This is a genomic window from Stenotrophomonas sp. SBJS02 (genome assembly GCF_020428325.2).
Lineage (GTDB): Bacteria > Pseudomonadota > Gammaproteobacteria > Xanthomonadales > Xanthomonadaceae > Stenotrophomonas > Stenotrophomonas africana.
The window spans coordinates 2,223,192-2,244,274 of the sequence record NZ_CP109812.1 but is presented as its reverse complement, the minus strand read 5'-3'; the positions used below and the strand labels follow the sequence as shown (position 1 = coordinate 2,244,274).

At 67.8% G+C, this 21,083-nt stretch carries 18 protein-coding genes and 2 pseudogenes; all 20 read left to right on the top strand.

Annotation, left to right across the window (positions count from 1 at the left end):
* On the top strand, positions 1-780 hold the full coding sequence (gene fliP, locus FQS62_RS10505; protein ID WP_057499838.1) for a flagellar type III secretion system pore protein FliP: 780 nt from the start codon (positions 1-3) through the stop codon (positions 778-780).
* A 51-nt stretch (positions 781-831) separates the two neighbouring features.
* A complete protein-coding gene (locus FQS62_RS10500) occupies positions 832-1,101 on the top strand; it encodes a flagellar biosynthetic protein FliQ (RefSeq protein WP_012510965.1) in 270 nt (89 codons plus the stop codon).
* A gap of 13 nt (positions 1,102-1,114) precedes the next feature.
* Positions 1,115-1,906, top strand: a complete 792-nt coding sequence (gene fliR, locus FQS62_RS10495) for a flagellar biosynthetic protein FliR (RefSeq protein WP_057499837.1) — start codon at positions 1,115-1,117, stop codon at positions 1,904-1,906.
* Positions 1,907-2,070: 164 nt separating this feature from the next.
* Positions 2,071-4,206, top strand: a complete 2,136-nt coding sequence (locus FQS62_RS10490) for a putative bifunctional diguanylate cyclase/phosphodiesterase (RefSeq protein WP_208043764.1) — start codon at positions 2,071-2,073, stop codon at positions 4,204-4,206.
* 117 nt (positions 4,207-4,323) lie between these two features.
* On the top strand, positions 4,324-6,570 hold the full coding sequence (locus FQS62_RS10485) for a CocE/NonD family hydrolase (protein ID WP_208043763.1): 2,247 nt from the start codon (positions 4,324-4,326) through the stop codon (positions 6,568-6,570).
* Between the two features lie 203 nt (positions 6,571-6,773).
* Positions 6,774-7,904, top strand: coding sequence for a flagellar biosynthesis protein FlhB (gene flhB / locus FQS62_RS10480; protein WP_043033586.1), 1,131 nt, complete (start codon positions 6,774-6,776; stop codon positions 7,902-7,904).
* 44 nt (positions 7,905-7,948) lie between these two features.
* Positions 7,949-10,009: a flagellar biosynthesis protein FlhA gene (gene flhA / locus FQS62_RS10475; RefSeq protein ID WP_170935803.1), complete on the top strand. Its 2,061-nt coding sequence runs from the start codon at positions 7,949-7,951 to the stop codon at positions 10,007-10,009.
* Positions 10,010-10,154: 145 nt separating this feature from the next.
* Positions 10,155-11,775, top strand: a pseudogene (gene flhF / locus FQS62_RS10470) (flagellar biosynthesis protein FlhF).
* On the top strand, positions 11,762-12,649 hold the full coding sequence (locus FQS62_RS10465) for a MinD/ParA family ATP-binding protein (RefSeq protein WP_010482449.1): 888 nt from the start codon (positions 11,762-11,764) through the stop codon (positions 12,647-12,649). Before flhF ends, FQS62_RS10465 begins: the two are co-directional and overlap by 14 nt.
* Positions 12,646-13,389, top strand: a complete 744-nt coding sequence (locus FQS62_RS10460; RefSeq protein ID WP_049401180.1) for an RNA polymerase sigma factor FliA — start codon at positions 12,646-12,648, stop codon at positions 13,387-13,389. Before FQS62_RS10465 ends, FQS62_RS10460 begins: the two co-directional genes overlap by 4 nt.
* Before the next feature lie 57 nt (positions 13,390-13,446).
* Positions 13,447-13,839: a chemotaxis response regulator CheY gene (gene cheY / locus FQS62_RS10455; RefSeq protein WP_006365466.1), complete on the top strand. Its 393-nt coding sequence runs from the start codon at positions 13,447-13,449 to the stop codon at positions 13,837-13,839.
* Positions 13,839-14,444, top strand: coding sequence for a protein phosphatase CheZ (locus FQS62_RS10450; protein WP_006442968.1), 606 nt, complete (start codon positions 13,839-13,841; stop codon positions 14,442-14,444). Before cheY ends, FQS62_RS10450 begins: the two co-directional genes overlap by 1 nt.
* A 2-nt stretch (positions 14,445-14,446) precedes the next feature.
* A complete protein-coding gene (locus FQS62_RS10445) occupies positions 14,447-16,291 on the top strand; it encodes a chemotaxis protein CheA (protein ID WP_208043762.1) in 1,845 nt (614 codons plus the stop codon).
* A gap of 90 nt (positions 16,292-16,381) precedes the next feature.
* Positions 16,382-17,122, top strand: coding sequence for a flagellar motor protein (locus FQS62_RS10440; RefSeq protein ID WP_049444851.1), 741 nt, complete (start codon positions 16,382-16,384; stop codon positions 17,120-17,122).
* A 1-nt stretch (position 17,123) separates the two neighbouring features.
* A pseudogene (gene motD, locus FQS62_RS10435) lies at positions 17,124-17,969 on the top strand (flagellar motor protein MotD); the annotation flags it as partial.
* 175 nt (positions 17,970-18,144) lie between these two features.
* Positions 18,145-18,927 carry a ParA family protein gene (locus FQS62_RS10430; RefSeq protein ID WP_208043761.1) on the top strand — a complete coding sequence of 261 codons (783 nt, stop codon included), beginning with the start codon at positions 18,145-18,147 and terminating at the stop codon, positions 18,925-18,927.
* On the top strand, positions 18,924-19,790 hold the full coding sequence (locus FQS62_RS10425; RefSeq protein WP_268924730.1) for a hypothetical protein: 867 nt from the start codon (positions 18,924-18,926) through the stop codon (positions 19,788-19,790). Before FQS62_RS10430 ends, FQS62_RS10425 begins: the two co-directional genes overlap by 4 nt.
* A 2-nt stretch (positions 19,791-19,792) precedes the next feature.
* The gene (locus tag FQS62_RS10420; protein WP_268924728.1) at positions 19,793-20,149 is read left to right on the top strand and encodes a chemotaxis protein CheW; all 357 of its coding nucleotides are present in this window, start codon (positions 19,793-19,795) and stop codon (positions 20,147-20,149) included.
* A gap of 236 nt (positions 20,150-20,385) precedes the next feature.
* Complete coding sequence (locus FQS62_RS10415) at positions 20,386-20,694, top strand: STAS domain-containing protein (RefSeq protein WP_049444859.1); 309 nt, start codon at positions 20,386-20,388, stop codon at positions 20,692-20,694.
* Positions 20,691-21,056, top strand: a complete 366-nt coding sequence (locus FQS62_RS10410; RefSeq protein WP_005409521.1) for a response regulator — start codon at positions 20,691-20,693, stop codon at positions 21,054-21,056. Before FQS62_RS10415 ends, FQS62_RS10410 begins: the two co-directional genes overlap by 4 nt.
* Positions 21,057-21,083: the final 27 nt, after the last annotated feature.

Here is a 21,083-nt window from a genome sequence, read left to right as displayed (position 1 = left end):
ATGCGTGTCACCCGTACCCGTCTTGCCACCCTGATGCCGTGGCTGCTGTTGCTTGCCCTGTGCCTGTTGCCTGCGCTGGCGTTCGCCGCGCCCGGTACGCCGGCCACCCCGCTGCCGGACATCAACGTGGGCAAGATCGGCGGTGCGCCGGTCAGCCTGCCGCTGCAGACCCTGCTGCTGATGACGGCGATCACCCTGATCCCGTCGATGCTGCTGGTGCTGACCTCGTTCACCCGCATCATCATCGTGCTGGGCCTGCTGCGCCAGGCGCTGGGCACCGGCCAGACGCCGTCCAACCAGGTGCTGCTGGGCCTGGCCCTGTTCCTTACCGCAATGATCATGCTGCCCACCTGGGACAAGGCCTGGAGCACCGGCATGGCGCCGTACCTCAACGGCGACATCGACTTCCAGACCGCCTGGACGCTGACCACCACGCCGCTGCGCGCCTTCATGCTGGCGCAGATCCGCGAGACCGACCTGATGACCTTCGCCGGCATCGCCGGGCACGGCACCTACGCCAGCCCCGATGCGATCCCGTTCCCGGTGCTGGTCGCCTCGTTCGTCACCAGCGAACTGAAGACCGCCTTCGAAATCGGATTCCTGATCTTCATCCCGTTCGTGATCATCGACCTGGTCGTGGCCAGCGTGCTGATGTCGATGGGCATGATGATGCTGTCGCCGATGCTGGTGTCGGCACCGTTCAAGATCCTGCTGTTTGTGCTGGTGGATGGCTGGGTGCTGACCGTGGGTACGTTGGCGGCGAGCTTCAATCCGGCGTGATTGAAAGGCAGTCGAGCATGGCTCGACGCTACATAAGAAGATGGAACCCGAATGACTCCCGAACTTGCCTTGACCGAACTGCGTGGCGGCCTGATCACCGTGCTGTGGGTGGCCGGCCCGCTGCTGCTGACCGTACTGGTGGTGGGCGTGGTGGTGGGCGTGGTGCAGGCTGCGACCCAGCTCAACGAACCAACCATCGCCTTCGTTGCCAAGGCGGCGGCGCTGACTGCGGTGCTGTTCGCGCTGGGAAGCCTGCTGATCGGCCACCTGGTTGAATTCACCACGCTGCTGTTCCAGCGCATCCCGCACCTGATCGGTTAGGACACGCACCTCGATGGACGCCGCCACCCAGATGGCTGCCGACGGCCTGCAGGCCTTCGGCATGATCGGCACCGTACTGTGGACCATGCTGCGCATCGGTGCGGTGGCCATGGCCATGCCCATGGTCGGTACCCGCGCGGTGCCGGCACGGATCCGCGTGATCCTGGCCGGTACCCTTGCCATCGCGCTGGCGCCGCTGCTGCCACCAGTTCCAGACTGGACCGGTTTCGATGCCGCCACGGTCCTGACCATCGCCCGCGAACTGGCCATCGGCGTATCCATCGGCTTCCTGCTGCGGCTGGTGTTCGAGGCCGGCGCGATGGCCGGCGAACTGATCGCACAGGGCACCGGCCTGGCCTTCGCGCAGATGAGCGACCCGCTGCGTGGCGGCACATCGGGCGTGATCGGCCAGTGGTTCTACCTGCTGTTCGGCCTGCTGTTCTTCACCGCCAACGGCCATCTGGCGCTGATCTCACTGGTAGTGGACAGCTACCGGGCACTGCCGATCGGCGCGCCGCTGCCGGACCCGCACGCCTTCTTCAGCATCGCCCCGACCTTCCTGCTGACCGTGCTGCGCGGTGCACTGAGCCTGGCGATCCCGCTGACCGTGGCGATGCTGGCAGTCAACCTGGCCTTCGGCGTGCTGGCCCGCGCCGCGCCGGCACTGAATCCGATCCAGCTGGGCCTGCCGGTCTCGCTGCTGCTGGGCCTGTTCCTGCTGGCGTTGCTGGCCGGGGAAATGGGCCCGCCGGTACAGCGCCTGTTCGATGCCGCCTTCCAGGCTGCGGACGCGGTCACACACTGACCCGATCATCACGTTTTTCTGCTTGCCCTGCCCCCGGGGCTGCGCGTTAGAGTGAATGCGCGGCAACCGGGGGGATGCCGCACGTGGCCGCCGCTCTGCGTCGGCCTGCCTCATGCATGCCCCACCGTGGTTTCCGTCGACAGGCAGGTCCGGGAGACTGACGAATGCTGGTAGGCACGTACAACCCATGGCTGGTGGCGACCTCATTGCTGGTTGCCGTGATGGCGTCCTACACCGCACTGGCGATGGCCGGGCGCACGGTCACCGCACCCGGCAAGGGCGCGGCGTGGTGGTGGCGCCTCGGTGGCGGCTTCGCCATGGGCCTGGGCATCTGGTCGATGCACTTCATCGGCATGCTCGCTTTCGACCTTCCCATTCCGCTCGGCTACGACCTGCCGATCACCCTGCTTTCCCTGGCCCTGGCCATCGCCTCGTCGGTGTTCGCACTGTGGCTGGTTTCGCTGCGCACCCTGCCGCACCGGAGATTGGCCGGCGGCGCCCTGCTGATGGGCACCGGTATCGCCGGCATGCATTACGTTGGCATGGCTGCAATGCGCATGCAGCCGGGCATCGACTACGACCCGGGCTGGCTGCTTTTTTCGCTGCTGGTAGCGGTGGCCGCTTCGTGGACCGCCTTGTACGTAGCCTTCCGCCTGCGCGCGCAGCGCACCCGCATCGGTGATCGTCTCGCAGCGGCGGGCCTGCTCGGGCTGGCCATCGTCGGCATGCACTACACCGGCATGGCCGCCGCACGCTTTCCGGAGGGCAGCATCTGCGGCGCAGCCGTCGGCGATGGGTTGCAGAGCGAATGGCTGGCCATGCTGGTGGTGATGCTCACCGTGGCGATCCTGGCCGTGGTGCTGGTGGTGTCCTGGCTGGACCAGCGGGTGGAGGCGCAGCTGCTGCGCCTGCGCAATTCCCTGTTGAGCACCTCGCTGACCGACGCGCAGCAGGAACTGACCCAGGCCGCACTGCACGACCCACTCACCCGCTTGCCCAACCGCCTGCTGCTGCAGCGTCGCATCGTGCAGGCACTGGCCGAGGCCGAACAGGGCGGCAGCCGTTTCGCTGTGATGTTCATGGACCTGGATGGCTTCAAGCAGGTCAACGATGCCTATGGCCATCAGGCCGGCGACGCGCTGCTGGTGGCAGTGGCCGAGCGCACCCGCCAGCTGCTGCGCTCCAACGACATGCTGGCGCGGTTGGGCGGTGACGAGTTCGTGCTGGTGGTACGCATCGAGCACGATGAAGACCTGCCGACGCTGGCCCGGCGCATCCTGCAGGCGGTCGGCAGCGGCCCCCTGCTGCCGGACAACGAACTGCAGGTAACCGCCAGCATCGGCGTGGCGATCTGCCCGGATCACGCCGCCAGCGAACGGCAGCTGATGGCGTTTGCCGATGCAGCGATGTACCAGGCCAAGGAATCCGGACGCAACGCCTTCGTGCTGTTCGCCGACTGGATGAATGACAGCGCCGAACAACAATTCCGGCTGCTGGCCGACCTGCGGCGGGCCATTGGCAGCGAGCAGCTGTTCCTGCACTACCAGCCCAAGATCCGCGTGGCCACGCAGAAGGTGGCCGGTGCCGAAGCATTGATCCGCTGGCACCATCCGGAGCATGGCCTGATTCCGCCGGACCGCTTCATCCGGCTGGCCGAGCGCAGCGGTGCCATCAACGATATCGGGCGCTGGGCGCTGGACCAGGCCTGCCTGCAGCTGCGCCGCTGGCATGACGCCGGTCACGAAGGCTGGTCGATGTCGGTGAACCTGTCGCCGGTGCAGTTCAGTTCGCCGCACCTGCTGCAGGATGTGCGCGAAGTGATCGAACGCCATGGCATCGCCCCGCGCCACCTGGTGCTGGAGATCACCGAAAGTACGGTGATGCGCGATACCGATACCAGCCTGCGCCTGCTGCAGGCGCTCTCGGCACTGGGCGTGGGCATCTCCATCGACGACTTCGGCACCGGCTATTCCAGCCTGCTGTACCTGAAGCGGCTGCCGGCCACCGAGATCAAGATCGACCATGCCTTCGTGCGCGATCTGGAACACAGCGCCGAGGATGTGGTGATCGTCTCGGCGATCGTGGCGCTGGGCCACGCACTGGACATGGACATCGTGGCCGAAGGCGTGGAAACCGCCGCCCAGCGCGCCTACCTGGAGCGGCTGGGCTGCGACTACCTGCAGGGCTACCTGCTCGGCCGCCCGGTGGATGCGGCGCGCTTCATGCAGCTGCACGACCTGCCGCGGCCGCGGGTGGAGTTGGCGCAGAGCCCACCGCCCAGCGACAACGCCTCCCTGTAGCCGAACCTGCGCTCGGCTCCCGCCAGGCATGGCCCGGCGCTACCATGGGGTGTCGATCCCCAGTAGGTCCACGCCATGCGTGGATGAGCCGTTCCACCATCATCCAAGGAAGCGCCCGTGGCCCTACGCACCACCTTTGCAGGCTTGTTGCTGGCCCTTGCTGTTGGCCACGCTGCCGCCGCTGATCTGCCGTGGTCATTGCCAGCCGATGCTTCCCCGGCCCAGGTCGACGCTGCCCTGCTGGCCCTCGGCAAGGGCGTGTTGAAGTCCCCCGGCCTGACCGATGCACAGCGCGGCCACGCGCTGCTGGCGATGGGCCAGACGGCCGAAGCGCGGCAATCGATCCAGCAGGCGCGGGCATCGCTGGCAAGCGACGGTGATACCGCGGCGGTGCAGCGCTGGGTGCCCATGCTGCTGCTCGCCACCGCCGGCGAGCGGGACAACGCCGCTTATGCGCGTGCCTTCCACAGCACCTTCGCTGCCCTCGACGACGTCGCCGCGGTGCAGGCCGAGGCCGCGCTCTCGGCTGAGCCGGCCCGGGTGCGCGCCCAGCTGGAGCAGGCCATCGCGGCGCAGGCAGGTGCCGCGACCGTATCCGCGGCCGTCGCCCTGGAACTTCTGCGCCTGCGGGCAGTACTGCGTGCACAGACCTTGGCCGCCGCAATGGCCCCGGCATTGGTCGCCGCAGAAGAGCAGCGTCGCTTCGTCATCGACGACACCCTGCGCATTCCCGCAGGCGGCGACGTGGTGCTGTCGGCCCAGTTGGCACGGCCACGCGCTGCCACTGCGCCACTACCTGCAGCCATGCTGTTCACCATCTACACCGATCCACCGAAGAACCGGCAGAAGATGCTGCTGGCCGCCGCGCATGGCTACGCCGGCATCGTGGTCGATGCACGCGGCAAAGGCCAGGGCACGGGCACCATCGCGCCCTACGAACACGACGGCGAGGACGCCAACGCGGCCATCGACTGGATCAGCCACCAGCCATGGAACGATGGCCGGGTCGCCATGTATGGCGGCAGCTACGAGGGCTTTACCGCCTGGGCAGCAGCGCGCCATCACCATCCCGCATTGAAGACCATCGTGCCCTACGTTGCCGCCATCCCCGGCCAGGGCCTGCCGATGGAAAACAACGTGTTCCTGAGTGCCAACTACGGCTGGGCGTTCTATGTCGCCAATGGTCCGATGCTGGACAACGACACCTACGACCAGGACGAGCGCTGGTCGCAGCTGCCGCGCCGCTGGTATGCCTCCGGTCGCCCTTACCGGCAGATAGACCAGGTCGACGGCACGCCCAATCCCTGGCTTCAGCGCTGGCTCGATCACCCGGCGTACGACGCTTACTGGCAGTCGATGGTTCCCTATAGTGACCAGTTCGACGACATCCACATCCCGGTGCTGACCATCACCGGCTACTACGACGACGGCCAGATCTCGGCACTGCAGTACTTCAAGGAGCACCTCAGGCACCGCCCCGATGCCGACCACGCCCTGCTGATCGGTCCCTACGACCACCGCGGTGCGCAGTCGGCGCTCAAACCCATGGAGCTGCGCGATTACGCGGTCGACCCTGCCGCGCAGTTCGACACCCCGGCAGTCACCTTCCAGTGGTTGGACCATGTGCTGCGCGGCGCCCCGCGTCCGCCGCTGGTGCCCGACCGGGTGAATTACCAGCTGATGGGCGCCAACACGTGGGGGCATGCGGCAACGCTGGAGGCGGCTGCGGGCGCTCACCGCCGCTACCACCTCTCCGCCGATCAGGCATCATCCGATGGCTACCACCGCCTGCTGGAACAGTCGCCAGCCCCTGGCCAGCTACGGCAGACCGTGGACCTGGCCGACCGCAACGAAATGCGCCACGGCTACTACCCGTACCCGATCGTCGCGGCACAGGACGAAGCGGACACCGCGCTGGCCTTCGTCTCCGAACCGTTCATTGCACCGATGGATCTGGTGGGAAGCTTCTCTGGTGACCTGAAGGTCCGCCTCAACAAGCGGGATTTCGATTTCACCGTCACCCTGTACGAGCTGATGGCCGATGGCCGCCGCATGCAGCTGTCCTACTACATGGGCCGGGCCAGCCACGTGCGTGACCCGAGCACACGCCAATTGCTGCGGCCCGGCCAATGGACCCACCTGCCGTTCGACCGGACGCGCATGGTCGCCCGCCGCCTGGCTGCAGGCAGCCGCCTGCTGGTGAACGTGGACGTGCTGAAGGACGCCATGCATCAGGTGAACCACGGCACCGGCCGCGATGTCAGCGATGAATCGGCCGCCGATGCGGGCGCCCCGCTGCAGGTGGACTGGCACAGCGACAGTGTGCTGACGATCCCGCTGCAGGCGGTAGCGCCGAACGGGTGACACGGCCGCCCAGCCCGCCATCACGGAACGATTCCTGCGGCACCCTCCTGTAGAGCCAAGCCCGTGCTCGGCTGCGCTTCGCACCTGGACCCAGCCGCAGCCGAGCATGGGCTCGGCTCTACAAAACGGGCCGTCGGTAGATCCACGCCACGCGTGGAACGGTTCTTGCACGCACCCTGGCATCCCCTGCCGCAGTGCCTGTGATGTCCGAGAACGAATCCGCCGGCGAAAAGACCGAACAGCCTACCGAAAAACGCCTGCGCGACGCCCGTGAACAGGGCAACCTGCCGCGCTCGCGCGAACTCGGCACCGCCGCCGTATTCGGCGCCGGCGTGCTGGCGGTGATGGCCATGAGCGGTTCGATCGGCCGCGGCGCCAGCGCCTGGATGAAGCACGCGCTCAGCCCCGAACAGAGCCTGCGGCAGAACCCGAAGGAACTGTTCGGCCACTTCGGCGACCTGCTGCTGCAGTTCATGCTGGTGATCGCGCCGCTGGTGCTGGTCTGCCTGCTGGCCAGTTTCGTCGCACCTCTGGTGATGGGCGGCCTGCGCTGGTCGCAGAAAGCATTGCTGCCCGACATCAACCGCATGAATCCGATGAGCGGGCTCAAGCGCCTGTATGGCCCGGAGGCCATCGCCGAGTTCACCAAGTCGCTGCTGCGCGTGGCCTTCGTCGGCGTCGCCGCCGGGCTGGTAGTCTGGACCGGCTTTGACACCCTGCGCGGGCTGATCCACCACCCGCTGGAGACCGCCATCACCGACGGCCTCGGCTTCACCCTGCGCCTGCTGCTGGCCACCGCCGGCGCGATGCTGGTGCTGGCCGCCATCGACGCGCCGTACCAGCGCTGGAACTGGATGCGCAAGCTGAAGATGACCCGTGAAGAACTGCGCCGGGAAATGAAGGAAAGCGAAGGCAGCCCCGAGGTGAAGGGCCGCATCCGCCAGCTGCAGCAGCAGATGGCCAACCGCCGGATGATGGAAGCCGTGCCCACGGCCGACGTGGTGGTGGTCAACCCCACCCACTATGCGGTGGCGCTGAAGTACGAGGGTGGCGCCATGAACGCCCCGACCGTGGTCGCCCTGGGCGTGGACGAGACCGCCCTGCGCATCCGTGAAGTGGCCGACGGCAACAAGGTCGCGATCGTCTCCGCCCCGCCTTTGGCACGCGCCTTGTATCGGGAAGGCCAACTCGGAAAGGAAATCCCCGTGAGACTGTATTCGGCCGTCGCCCAGGTCCTGTCCTACGTCTACCAGCTGCGCGCCTGGCGCACTGGCCCGATGCCGGACGCCCCGCACATCCAGGTGGATGAATTCGGCAAGGGAGGCCGCCCGTGAGCGCCCAGCCCTCCACCGGATTCAACACCCGCCGCGCCCTGGAAATGATCCGCCAGGGCCTTGGCGCGCCGCTGATCGTGCTGGCCCTGCTGGCCATGGTCGTGGTGCCGCTGGCCGCGCCGGTGCTCGATGCGCTGTTCACCTTCAACATCGCCATCTCGCTGATGGTGCTGCTGGCGGTGGTCTACGTGAAGCGCCCGCTGGACTTCACCATCTTCCCGATCGTGCTGCTGATCACCACCATGCTGCGGCTGGCGCTGAACGTGGCCTCCACCCGCGTGATCCTGCTCAACGGCCAGAACGGCCACGACGCCGCGGGCAAGGTCATCGCCGCCTTCGGCGAATTCGTGATCGGCGGCAACTACGCGGTGGGCATCGTGGTGTTCGCGATCCTCACCATCATCAACTTCGTGGTGATCACCAAGGGCGCCGGCCGCGTCTCGGAAGTGACCGCGCGCTTCATCCTCGACGCGATGCCCGGCAAGCAGATGGCGATCGACGCCGACCTCAACGCCGGTTTGCTGACGCGTGAAGAAGCCAAGCTGCGCCGCGAGGAAGTCCGCGAGGAAGCCGACTTCTACGGTGCGATGGACGGTGCCAGCAAGTTCATCCGTGGTGATGCCATCGCCGGCATCCTGATCCTGTTCATCAACATGCTCGGCGGCCTGGCCGTGGGCGTGCTGCAGCATGGCATGCCGTTCGGCGATGCCGCGGCTACCTACACCCTGCTGTCGATCGGTGACGGCCTGGTGGCGCAGCTGCCTGCACTGCTGGTCTCCAGCGCGGTGGCGATGCTGGTCACCCGCGCCTCGCGCTCGCAGGACATGGCCCAGGCGATGACCGGCCAGGTGTTCGGCCAGTACCGCGCGCTGGCGATCACCGCCGGCATCATCGGCGTGGTCGGCCTGGTGCCGGGCATGCCCAACGTCGCTTTCCTGACGCTGTCCGCGATCCTCGGCTTCATCGCCTGGAAGGTCTACCGCAAGGGCAAGGCCGCGGCCACCGACCCGGCAGCCGCCGGCAATGACACTGCCGCACTCAACGCACTCGGCCGCCCGGCGGCACCTGCGCCGACCGCCGAACTGAGCTGGGACGAACTGCGCCCGGTCGATCCGCTGGGCCTGGAGGTCGGCTACCGGCTGATCCCGCTGGTGGACAGCAACCAGGGCGGCGAGCTGATGGCGCGCATCAAGGGCGTGCGCCGCAAGCTGACCCAGGACGTCGGTTTCCTGATTCCGTCGGTGCACATCCGCGACAATCTGGAACTTCCGGCCAACGGCTACCGCGTGCTGGTGCACGGCGTGCCGGTGGCCACCGCCGAGATCCATCCCGACCGCGAGCTGGCCCTTGATCCGGGCAGCGCGCTGGGCACCCTGGAGGGCATCGCCGGCAAGGACCCCGCGTTCGGCCTGGATGCCACCTGGATCCAGCCGCACCAGCGCGCCCAGGCCGAAACGCTGGGCTACACCGTGGTCGATCCGGCCACCGTGGTTGCCACCCACCTCTCGCACCTGATCCGCGAACACGCGCCAGAACTGCTCGGCCACGAGGAAGTGCAGCACCTGCTCGCCAACCTGGCCAAGAGCGCGCCCAAGCTCGTCGAAGATCTGACGCCGAAGGCGCTGCCGCTGTCGGCGGTGGTGCGCGTGCTGCAGAACCTGCTGGTCGAACGCATTCCGATCCGCCAGCTGCGCAAGATCGCCGAAGCACTGGTCGAACACGCTCCAAACAGCCAGGACCCGGCGGTGCTGACCGCCGCCGTGCGCACCGCACTGGGCCGCTTCATCGTGCAGGAGATCGCCGGAATGTCGGCGGAGCTGCCGGTGTTCACCCTCAACCCGCAATTGGAACGTGTCTTGCAGGAGTCCACGCAGGGCAACGGCGCCGCGCTGGAACCCGGACTCGCTGAGCGACTGCACCAGAGCCTGGCCGAATGTGTCAGCAAGCAGGAAGCCCGCAACGAGCCCGCGGTTGTGCTGGTACCTGGCCCGGTGCGCGCCGCGCTGGCGCGCCTGGTCCGCCACAGCGTTCCGTCGCTGTCGGTCCTGGCCTACAGCGAGGTGCCGGAGGACAAGCGCCTGAAGCTGGTCGGAACGATCAGCTGACGCCGCCCTCCGATGCGCCAGAAAACAGACACCACTTTCGAACCGACGCAACAGACAGATACCAAGGGGAACCCGCAACGTGCAGACCACCGACCACCCGAGTTCTCCGACCGCCACCCCGCCGTCTTCGTCCCGTGACCACAGCATGAAAATCAAACGATTCGTCGCCGCCGACATGCGCTCGGCCATGAACCTGGTGCGCAAGGAACATGGTCCTGACGCCGTGATCCTGTCCAACCGCCGGATCGAGGAAGGCATCGAGATCGTCGCCGCCGCCAACTACGATGAGAGCGCCGTGCAGCGTGCGCTGGAAGCCTCGCGTCGTGACATCGCTCCGCCGCCGGCGCCGAAGCCGCGCACCGCCGCCGACGCGGTGATCGCCGCCGTCACCCGACGCCGCAGCAACACCCCGGCGCCGGAACCGGTCGCCGCCACCACCGGCCGTGGCCGCCCTCGCCCGCGCTGCGGTCGGCGCCACTGGCCGCACCCTGGACAGTGCCGACGAGATCGTGCCGACCCGTGGCAGCAGCGGCTTCGCCGCCACCCTGGCGCGTGCCGCCGTCAACGAACCGGCGCTGCCGGAACAGATCTTCGCCCCGTTCGCTGAAGCCATCGTCGCACCGGCGCCCGCCAGCGCCACGTCGGCCAACCGCGCCCACTTCCAGATCGACCCGCCGCACGAGACTCATCACGAAAGCCCGGCCCCGGCTGTGCAGCCGCCGCCGCTGCCGACCGCTGCTGTGGCTGATGTGCAGCCCGGGATCACCGCCAGCGAACCGGCACCGGCTGAAGCCAGTGACCAAGCCAGCCCGGCACCGGTACTGGCCCCGGCACCGACGCTGACCGTGGTTGCCCAGGACGACGCCGAGATCCGCCAGCTGCGTCAGGAAGTGGCCGGCATGCGCCATGTGATCGAGCGCGAAATGAACCGCTTCACCGACGAGCGCCTGCGCGGCTGCCCGGTGCGCGCCACTGCGCTGGACCTGATGGACGAGTACGGCTTCGACGCCGGCCTGGCCCGCGACGTGGCCATGCAGATCCCGCTGGAGACCGAGGCCCACCGTGGCCGCGGCCTGATGCTGGGGCTGATTTCGCGCAAGCTGCCGATCGCCCCGGTCGACCCGCTGGAAGAAGGCGGCGTGATCGCCCTTGTGGGCCCGACCGGCGCCGGCAAGACCACCACCATCGCCAAGCTGGCCTCGCGCTTCGCCGAGAAGCACGCGCCGCGTGACGTCGCCCTGGTCACCACCGACACCACCCGCATCGGCGCCCGCGAGCAGCTGTACGGCTACGGCCGCCAGCTCGGCATCGCGGTGCACGAGGCCAACAGCGGTACCGATCTGGACCAGCTGCTGGAACGCCTGAAGGACTACAAGCTGGTGCTGATCGACACCGCTGGCCTGGGCCCGCGCGACCGCGCGCTGGCCGCCCAGCTGCAGTGGCTGCGCGCCGCCCGCCAGGTGCGCACCCTGCTGGTGCTGCCGGCCAACACCAGTTTCGGCGACATGGACGAGGTGGTCCGCCGCTTCGGCGCGGCCAACCTGCAGGGCCTGGTGCTGAGCAAGCTGGACGAGACCGGCCGCTTCGGCAATGCCCTGTCGGTGGCCGTGGACCATGCCCTGCCCATCACCTGGGTGACCGACGGCCAGGACGTTCCGGAGGACCTGCACCGGGCCAGTGCGGCCAATCTCGTACTTCGCCTTGAAGATTTGCGCCGCGCGGCCGATATGCCCTGCAACCCGGAGTTGAACCATGCCGTCGCGTGAGTACGCCAAGCTGACCAAGACCTTCCCGCTGTCGGCCACCCGCAGCGAGCCGCTCGGCCCTGTGCGCACCATTGCCGTCACCGGCGGCAAGGGCGGCGTGGGCAAGACCAACGTTTCGGCCAACCTGGCCGTGGCGCTGGCCGGCATGGGCAAGCGCACGCTGCTGCTGGACGCCGACCTCGGCCTGGCCAACATCGACGTGATCCTGGGGCTGAACCCCACCTTTACCCTGGCCGACCTGGTCGCCGGCCGCTGCACGCTGGATGACGTCATCGTCGAAGGCCCGAACGGCGTGCTGGTGGTGCCGGCCGCGTCTGGTCGCCGCCACATGGCCGAACTGGCCCCGGCCGAGCACGTCGGCCTGGTCAACGTGTTCTCCGAGCTGGAACGCGAACTGGACATCATGGTGGTGGACACGGCCGCCGGCATCACCGATGGCGTGCTGACCTTCTGCCAGGCCGCGCAGGACACCGTGGTGGTGGTCTGTGACGAACCGGCGTCGATCACCGACGCCTATGCGCTGATCAAGGTACTCTCGCGCGAGCGTGGCGTGGACCGCATCCAGGTGGTGGCCAACATGGTGCGGGACCCGAACGAGGGCCGCGTGCTGTACGAGAAGCTGACCCGCGTCTGCGAGAAGTTCCTCGCCGATGTCTCCCTGAATTATCTGGGCTGCGTGCCGCAGGATGACTGGCTGCGCCTGTCGGTGCAGCGCCAGCAGCCGGTGGTGAAGGCCTACCCGTCCAGTCCGGCAGCACTGGCGATCACCGAGATCGCGCGCCGTACCGCACGCTGGCAGGCACCGACCGAACCGCGCGGCGGCGTTGAGTTCTTCCTCGAACGCATCCTCAAGCAGCGAGGGGTGGCCGCATGAAAGGCGCAGCCCAGTACAGGGAAGTCCAGCGCTCGGCAGCCAACGAGGTCATCGCCCAGCACTCGGATCTGGTGCGGCGCATCGCCCACCACCTGGCCGCACGCCTGCCGGCGAGCGTCGAGGTCGACGACCTGATCCAGGCCGGCATGATGGGATTGATCGAGGCCTCGCGCAGCTATGACGCCGACCAGGGTGCCTCCTTCGAGACCTATGCCTCGATCCGCATCCGCGGTTCGATGATCGATGAGATCCGCCGCGGCGACTGGGTGCCGCGCTCGGTGCACCGCCGCGCACGTGATGCCGCCGCCACAATCCGCCGCCTGGAACAGAGCAGTGGCCGTGCCGCCAGCGCCACCGAAGTGGCCGCCGCGATGGAGATGCCGCTGCCCGAGTACCTGCGGCTGATGGAAGACGCCGCCCGTGGTCAGGTACTGAGCCTTGAATCGCGCATCGAAGACCAGGGCGAGCTGGACACCGTCGCCCAGGGTGGCCCGACCCCGCAGCAGGTGCTGGAGCGCGGCGAGTTCGGCCGCGAACTGGGCAAGGCCATCGGCCACCTGCCTGAGCGCGAACAGCTGGTGCTCTCGCTGTACTACGAGCAGGAACTGAACCTGAAGGAGATCGGCGCGGTGCTCGGCGTGAGCGAGTCGCGGGTCTGCCAGATCCACGGCCAGGCGGTACTGCGCCTGCGTGGCCGGCTGAAGCTGTTCGAGGCTGCCGACGCCGGCCTCGAAGAATGAACATCCCCGAGGCGGCTGCCCCCGGCCGTCCGGAATGAACAACAAAGGAATTCTGCTTTGAACAAGAACATGCGCATCCTGATCGTCGACGACTTCTCGACCATGCGTCGAATCGTCAAGAACCTGCTGGGCGATCTTGGCTTCACCAACACCGCCGAAGCCGAGGACGGGCATGCTGCGCTGTCGCTGCTGCAGAGCCAGCCGTTCGATTTCGTGGTGACTGACTGGAACATGCCGGTGATGACCGGCATCGAGCTGCTCAAGGCGATCCGTGCCGATGCCAAGCTGAAGACCCTGCCGGTGCTGATGGTCACCGCAGAAGCCAAGCGCGAGCAGATCATCGAAGCCGCCCAGAGCGGCGTGAACGGCTACATCATCAAGCCGTTCACCGCACAGACACTGGAAGAGAAGCTCGGCAAGATCTTCGAACGCCTGGCGGCCAGCGCCTGATGGATACCACGGTCGACAAGAACGCCCTCGCCCTGCGCCTGCAGGAAGCCCTGGACGCACTGGAGTCCGGTGACGAGGCCGCCTGGCGGCAGCGCATCGACGGACTGGTCGCGCTGCGCACGCAGCCGATGATGAGCGGCCTCTCGCGGCTGGCCCGCGAACTGGGACAGGCGCTGGGTGAACTGCCGACCGTGCCCAGCGAAGCCGGCGAACTGGACGATGCCTGCGCGCGCCTGGACCACGTGGTGGCGATGACCGAACAGGCCACGCACCGCACCTTGGACCTGGCCGAGGAATGCCGCAGCCTGACCGAACAGCTGCGCGCCGAAGGCCTGCAGCCTGGCCAGGACGCGCAGCTCGAGCGCATCCGCCACAACCTGACCGAGATCGCCCTGACCCAGAGCTACCAGGACCTGACCGGGCAGATCATCCGTCGCGTGGTCGGCATTGTCCGCCGCGTGCACGAAGGCTTCGGCGCACTCGGCCTGCCGCCGGAACAGCATCGCACCGACCCGGAACTGGCCGGGCCGGCACTGAAGGGACTGGACCGCCACGCGGTCTCGCAGAACGACGCCGACGACCTGTTGTCGGATCTGGGGCTGTAAGCATGAGCGCGGTATCCGACGACATCACTGCCGATTTCATCATCGAGGCACAGGAAATCCTGGATCGCCTCGGCGAACAGCTGGTGTCGCTGGAGCAGGCACCGCAGGACAGCGATCAGCTCAACGCGGTCTTCCGCGGCTATCACACGCTCAAGGGCGGCGCCGGCTTCCTCGGCGTCACCGCCATGGTCGAGCTGTGCCACGCCGCTGAAGAAGCGCTGGGCGCCGCGCGCGCCGGGCAGGCCGTACTGCAGGCCCACCACTTCGATGCGGCCCAGCAATCACTGGACTACCTGCAGTCGATGCTGGACGCGGTGTCGTCCGGCACCGAGCCGGGCTATGCGCCGCCGGATCTGATCGCCCAGTTCGACGTGCACGGTGGTGCCGTGGCTGCTCCCGCCGCCGCAGCAGCGCCCGCCGCGGGCGGCAGCGACCTGATCACCGACGACGAGTTCGAGGCCCTGCTCGACCAGCTTCACGGCGGCAATGCACCGACCGCCGTCTCGCCGGCAAAAAAAGCCGACGACGGACTGATCAGCGAAGACGAGTTCGAAGCCCTGCTGGACCAGCTGCACGGTGGCGCCGCGCCAGGTGCCAAGCCTGCTGCCGCCGTGGCACCGACGCCGGTGGCAGCCCCGCGCCCGGCGGCCGCACCGGCACCGGCCGCCAAGCCGGCCGCCAAGCCGCTGGCCGAGGCCGAGCACACCGTGCGCGTGGACACCAAGCGCCTGGATGCGATCGTCAACCTGATCGGCGAACTGGTGCTGTCACGCAATCGGCTCAAGACCCTGCGCGCACGCCTGCGCGATGAGGAGCTGGACCGCGCCGTGTCCACCCTGGACATCGCCACCGCACGCCTGCAATCGGCAGTGATGCGTACCCGCATGCAGCCGGTGGGCAAGGTGTTCTCGCGCTTCCCCAAGGTTGCCCGCGACGTCGCCCGCTCGCTGAAAAAGGAAGTGGATCTGGAGCTGATCGGCGCCGAGACCGAGCTCGACCGAAATCTGGTGGAAGCCCTGGCCGACCCGCTGGTGCACCTGGTCCGCAACGCCATCGACCATGGCGTGGAAATGCCCGACCTGCGCGAAGCACAAGGCAAGCCGCGAATGGGCCATGTACGCCTGTCGGCGCAGCAGGAAGGCGACTACGTCAGCATCGAGGTGCAGGACGATGGCGCCGGCATCGACCCTGAGAAGCTGCGCGCGAAGGCGCGTGAGAAAGGCCTGATCGATCCGGAAGCCGCTGCCCGCCTGAGCAGCGAGGAGTGCCTGCACCTGGTGTTCCTGCCCGGCTTCTCGACCAAGCAGCAGGTCACTGACATCTCCGGCCGTGGCGTCGGCATGGACGTGGTGCAGTCGCGCATCCGCGAACTGAGTGGCCAGATCCAGATCCAGTCGGAACTGGGTCGTGGCAGCCGGTTCTTGATCCGCGTGCCGCTGACCCTGGCCATTCTGCCAACCCTGCTGGTGCAGGCCGGTGAGGATGTGTATGCACTGCCGCTGGCGCGCGTGATGGAGGTGCTGCACGCGCCGCGTACCTCGCTGGGCTGGTTCGATGGCCGCGCCGTGCTCGACCGCCGTTCGCACACGCTGCCGCTGGTCGATCTGCGCCAGTGGCTGGATGTGACGCCCGCCGCGTCGACCCTGCTGACGATCGTGGTGCTGCAGGCAGGCGAAGCGCGCTTCGGCCTGGTCGTGGACCAGGTGCGCGGGCGCGAGGAGGTGGTCATCAAGCCGCTGCCGAAAGCCCTGCGCGGCCTGCGCGGTTACGCCGGTGCAACCTTGATCGGCGATGGTCGCATGGCCTTGATCCTGGACGTGGACGGCCTGCGTACTCCGCACGACTGAGCCACTTGCTGAACCCGTAAAACTGTGAAGTCACACCAGTAGCCTGTACCGGTGTCTCAAGTCCCATTCATACAAGCCGATACCGGATCCATGGATAGACTCAGCCTCATTGGACTCTTTCTCGCCCTGGCCTCGCTGGTCGGCGGCAGCATCCTCAAGGGCGCCGGCCTGGCGTCGTTGTGGTCGCCTGCGGCATTCGTGATCGTCATCGTCGGCACCATCGCCGCGATCCTGCTGCATACCTCGCCGGCGGTGTTCAAGCATGCGTTCAAGATCGTGCGCTGGGTCGTGCGCCCGCCGCACAGCGATCGCCGCGAACTGATCCAGCAGATCGTCGAGTGGAGCAACATCGCTCGCCGCCAGGGCCTGCTGGGCCTGGAGTCGCAGGTGGAAGCGCAGCAGGATCCGTTCCTGCGCAAAGGCCTGCAGCTGCTGGTGGACGGCGTTGAGCCCGAATCGATGCGGCACATGCTGGAAATCGAACTGGGCAGCCAGGAGCACCAGGACCAGGCCGGCGCCAAGGTCTTCGAGGCGATGGGCATCTATGCACCGACGCTGGGCATCATCGGCGCCGTGCTGGGCCTGATCGCAGTGATGAAGAACCTGGCCGACCCGAGCAAGCTCGGCCACGGCATCGCCGCAGCGTTCACTGCCACCATCTACGGCATCGCTTCGGCCAACCTGCTGTTCCTGCCGATCTCGGCCAAGCTCAAGAGTGTGATCTCGCACAACACGCGCGACCGCGAGATGGTCATTGAAGGCCTGATCTCGATCGCCCAGGGCGAGAACCCGCGCAACATCGAAACCAACCTCTCCGGCTTCCTGCACTGACATGGCCCGCCGCAAGCACCACGAAGAGCACGCCAACCATGAAGCATGGGCGATCCCCTATGCCGACCTGATGACGCTGCTGCTGGCCTTCTTCGTGGTCATGTATGCGATTTCTTCGGTCAACGAAGGCAAGTACCGGATCATGGCCGACGCCCTCACCGATGCCTTCGGCGGTGCGCCGCGCACGATCAATCCGGTGCAGGTGGGCAACAAGCAGGTGCAGGGCGGCGGATGGGACAGCCCGTCGGTGATCAAGTCCGGCACCAAGATCGGCCCGTCCGCGCCGGCACCGTCGCACGACCCGACCCTGCTGCCGTCGATGGCCTCGCAGATGCGCATGCCTGTCTCGGTGCACAACCAGGAACAGATCGCGCGCGCCGAGCGCCAGCTCAACAGCATCGCCGACCGCCTCACCGCCGCACTTGCACCGCTGATCGACCGCGGCATGATCAGCGTGCGTCGCACCGAGCTGTGGATCGAAGTCGAGATCAACAGCGACATCCTGTTCCCGACCGGCTCGGCCGCGCTGGACGTGCACGCGCGGCAGACCCTGGCCAGCCTGGCTGACGTACTGCGCGATGTACCCAACAGCGTGCGCGTGGAAGGCCACACCGACAACGTGCCGATCGCCACTGCCACCTTCCCGTCCAACTGGGAACTGTCGGCCGGGCGCGCCGCCAGCGTGGTGCACCTGTTCGCCGACCAGGGCGTGCAGCCGTCGCGGCTGGCGATGGTCGGCTACGGCCAGTTCCGCCCGCGCGAAGAGAACGACAGCGCGCAGGGACGCAACCGCAACCGCCGGGTGATGGTCATCATCCTGGCCGACACCTCGCATTCGGTGGACCCGCTCGGCCAGCGCCTGAACGCAGCCACCGGCGCCACGGACAGCACCGCTACCGAACAGGCCGCCGCAACTCCGGCCAGCGCCCCCACCTCCCCCATCGCACCGGTGAAGTTGCCGCCGGTGCCGGCTGGCAGCCGCGTCGGCGCCGCCGTTCCCCCGGCAATGAAGGAGTAATCCGATGCGCATCTGGGCAGTCGCCAACCAGAAGGGCGGAGTCGGCAAGACCACCACCACCCTCGCCCTCGGCCGCGGCCTCGCCGCGCTTGGCCATCGCGTGCTGCTGATCGATCTCGATCCGCATGCCTCGCTCAGCCGTGCCTTCGGCGTGCCGGTGGATCCGCCGCCGGCCGGCGTGCTGGAACTGTTCGGCGCCCCGCCGGCCGATCTTTCCAGCCTGTGCCATGCCAGCAGCACCCACGGCCTGGACTATGTCTGCGCACAGTCCGCGCTGGCCACGCTGGAGCGCCGCAGCGCCAACCAGCCCGGCCTCGGCCTGGCCCTGCAGAACGCACTTGCCCGCCATCAGGGCCAGCATGACTACATCCTGCTGGACTGCGCACCGACCCTCGGCCTGTTGATGATCAATGCACTGGCCGCAGCCGACCGCCTGATCATCCCGACGCAGGCCGAGCCGCTGGCCCTGCATGGCCTGGATGGCATGGTCCGCACCGGCGAGATGGTCGAGCGTTCGCGCCGCCGCCCGCTGCCGATCTCGATCCTGCCGACCCTGTTCGACCGCCGCACCCGCGCCGGCAACGAGTCGCTGCGCACGATGCAGGATCGTCACGGCAGCCGCGTGTGGGAAGACGCGATTCCGATTGATACCCGCATCAGCAACGCCGCCGGCCTGACCCTGCCGAGCGTCGGCGAGGACTACCCGGGCCGCGGCCTGGCTGCCTACCGCCGCGCCCTGAACTGGATTCTCGGCGAGGACGCCCGTGCCCTGGAGCAGGCCGCATGAACAGCACCGGCGTACTGGACGACTATCTGGACGAACTGCTGGGCGAAGCGATCGCCCCGGCAGCCGTCGTACTGCCAACGCCGGACAGTGCCGCCCCGGCTTCGGCCGGCGCACCGCATCCGGAACGCGAGCCGACCTGGGATGACCTGCCGGCCGAGGTGATCTACGAAACCGGGAGCGTCGCCGCTGCACCTGCCGTGGACAACGCCGCGCTGGAAGACGCCTTCGAAGCGGCGGCAACGGCTGAGCGCGAGCCCACGTGGGACGATCTGCCCGCCGAAGTGATCTACGAAACGGAGGCTGTTGCTGCTGTCCCTGCAGAGGACGACGCCGCACTGGAGGCTGCCTTCGAGGCCGCCGCACTGCCTGTCGCCGCCCCCGAGCGCGAACCGACCTGGGATGACCTGCCCGACGAAGTGATCCACGAGACGGCCCCTGCTCCGGCCGCCGCCAAGGCAGGCCCGGAACCGACCTGGGACGATCTGCCGGACGAAGTGATCTACGAGACCGATACGGCCGACAGCCATCGACTCGCCCACACCGATAGCCCGAGCCTGCAGGCAGCGTTCGAGGCCGCCGCCGGTGGCGAGGACGTTGCCACGCCGCCGCCCGCCCTGGTCGCAGCATCGGTTGCGTCATCGGCCCCGCCCTGCGCCAGCGCCGGCCGCGCGCGCCGCCACCGCCGCCACGCGTCGCCATCGATGCCCCCGCAGGCAACCGCCCCGGCACCTGGCAGGAACTGCAGGCGCAGGCTCACCAGCCTGCCCGCAGCCCACACCCGCAGAACCGACGCGCCGGTGAACGCACCTCGCGCTGGCTGCGCCTGCGCTGCGGCACCCAGGCCTATGCACTGGAACTGCTGAAGGTGCAGGAGGTCGTGCTGCCCGTGCCGCTGCTGCCGTTGCGCGGTACCGCCGCAGCCATGCTGGGCATAATGAACCTGCGCGGCCAGGTCGTGCCGGTGATGGATCTGGGCCTTCACCTGGGCGCAGCCGCCGCCGAAGACGACGCACAGACCCGCATCGTGGTGCTGGAGGAAGACGGCGAGACCATCGGCCTGCGCGTATCAGCGGTGGAAGACGTCGCCAACCTCACCGATTCGCAGATTGAGCCGCCGGATACCGCGCGCATCTGCCAGATCTCCAACGACCTGTTCCGTGGCGTCGCACGGGTCAGCCAGCGCCCGATGATCCTGCTTGATGCCACCCGGCTGTTGAGCTGAGCGGGAAAAAGGGGACGGAGGGGATTAAGTCGCAAGTGGCTCGGCGCTTTGCGCCGACGCGGTGCCTGTCGGGGACGCCGTTGCCGAGGGCGGCTGCAGTAGAGCCAGGTCGATTGCGACTTAATCCCCTCCGTCCCCTTTTCAACAGCGACCGCATCAACGCACCGCGTCGATTCCCCTAAAGAACCCCACCGGGGTGCCGTTATGGATCACGGAACCGTTTGTCCGGAGCAACGATGAGCACTGTCGAACTGGGTGGGGATCTCGGCATCGAGAGCACTGCCGAGCTCAAGAACCGCCTCGCCCCATTGGTGGCGCAGGCAGGCGAGCTGACCCTGGATGCAAGCCAGGTCGCCCGCATCCACACGGCCGCCGTGCAGGTGCTGTGTGCGTTCGTGCAGGCCCGCCGCGAGGCAGGCCTGGGCACCGGCTTCCACGGTTGCACCGCAACCTTCCGTGACGCCGCGCGCCTGCTGGGCGTCACCCAGGCCCTGGGCCTGGACGTAACCCATGACAACCTGAAATCTGTGGAGAACGCTGCATGAGCGCACGTATCTTGGTGGTGGACGATTCGGCGTCGATGCGCCAGATGGTGTCCTTCGCCCTCACCTCGGCCGGTTTTGCCGTCGAAGAAGCTGAAGACGGCGCGGTCGCGCTCGGTCGTGCCAAGGGCCAGCGCTTCAATGCGGTGGTCACCGACGTCAACATGCCGAACATGGACGGCATCGCGCTGATCCGTGAACTGCGCCAGCTGCCGGACTACAAGTTCACCCCGCTGCTGATGCTGACCACCGAATCGGCCGCCGACAAGAAGTCCGAAGGCAAGGCCGCCGGCGCCACCGGTTGGCTGGTCAAGCCGTTCAATCCGGAACAGCTGGTCGCCACCGTGCAGAAAGTGCTGGGCTGATCGCCCGCGCCGCTTCCCCCTCTTCGC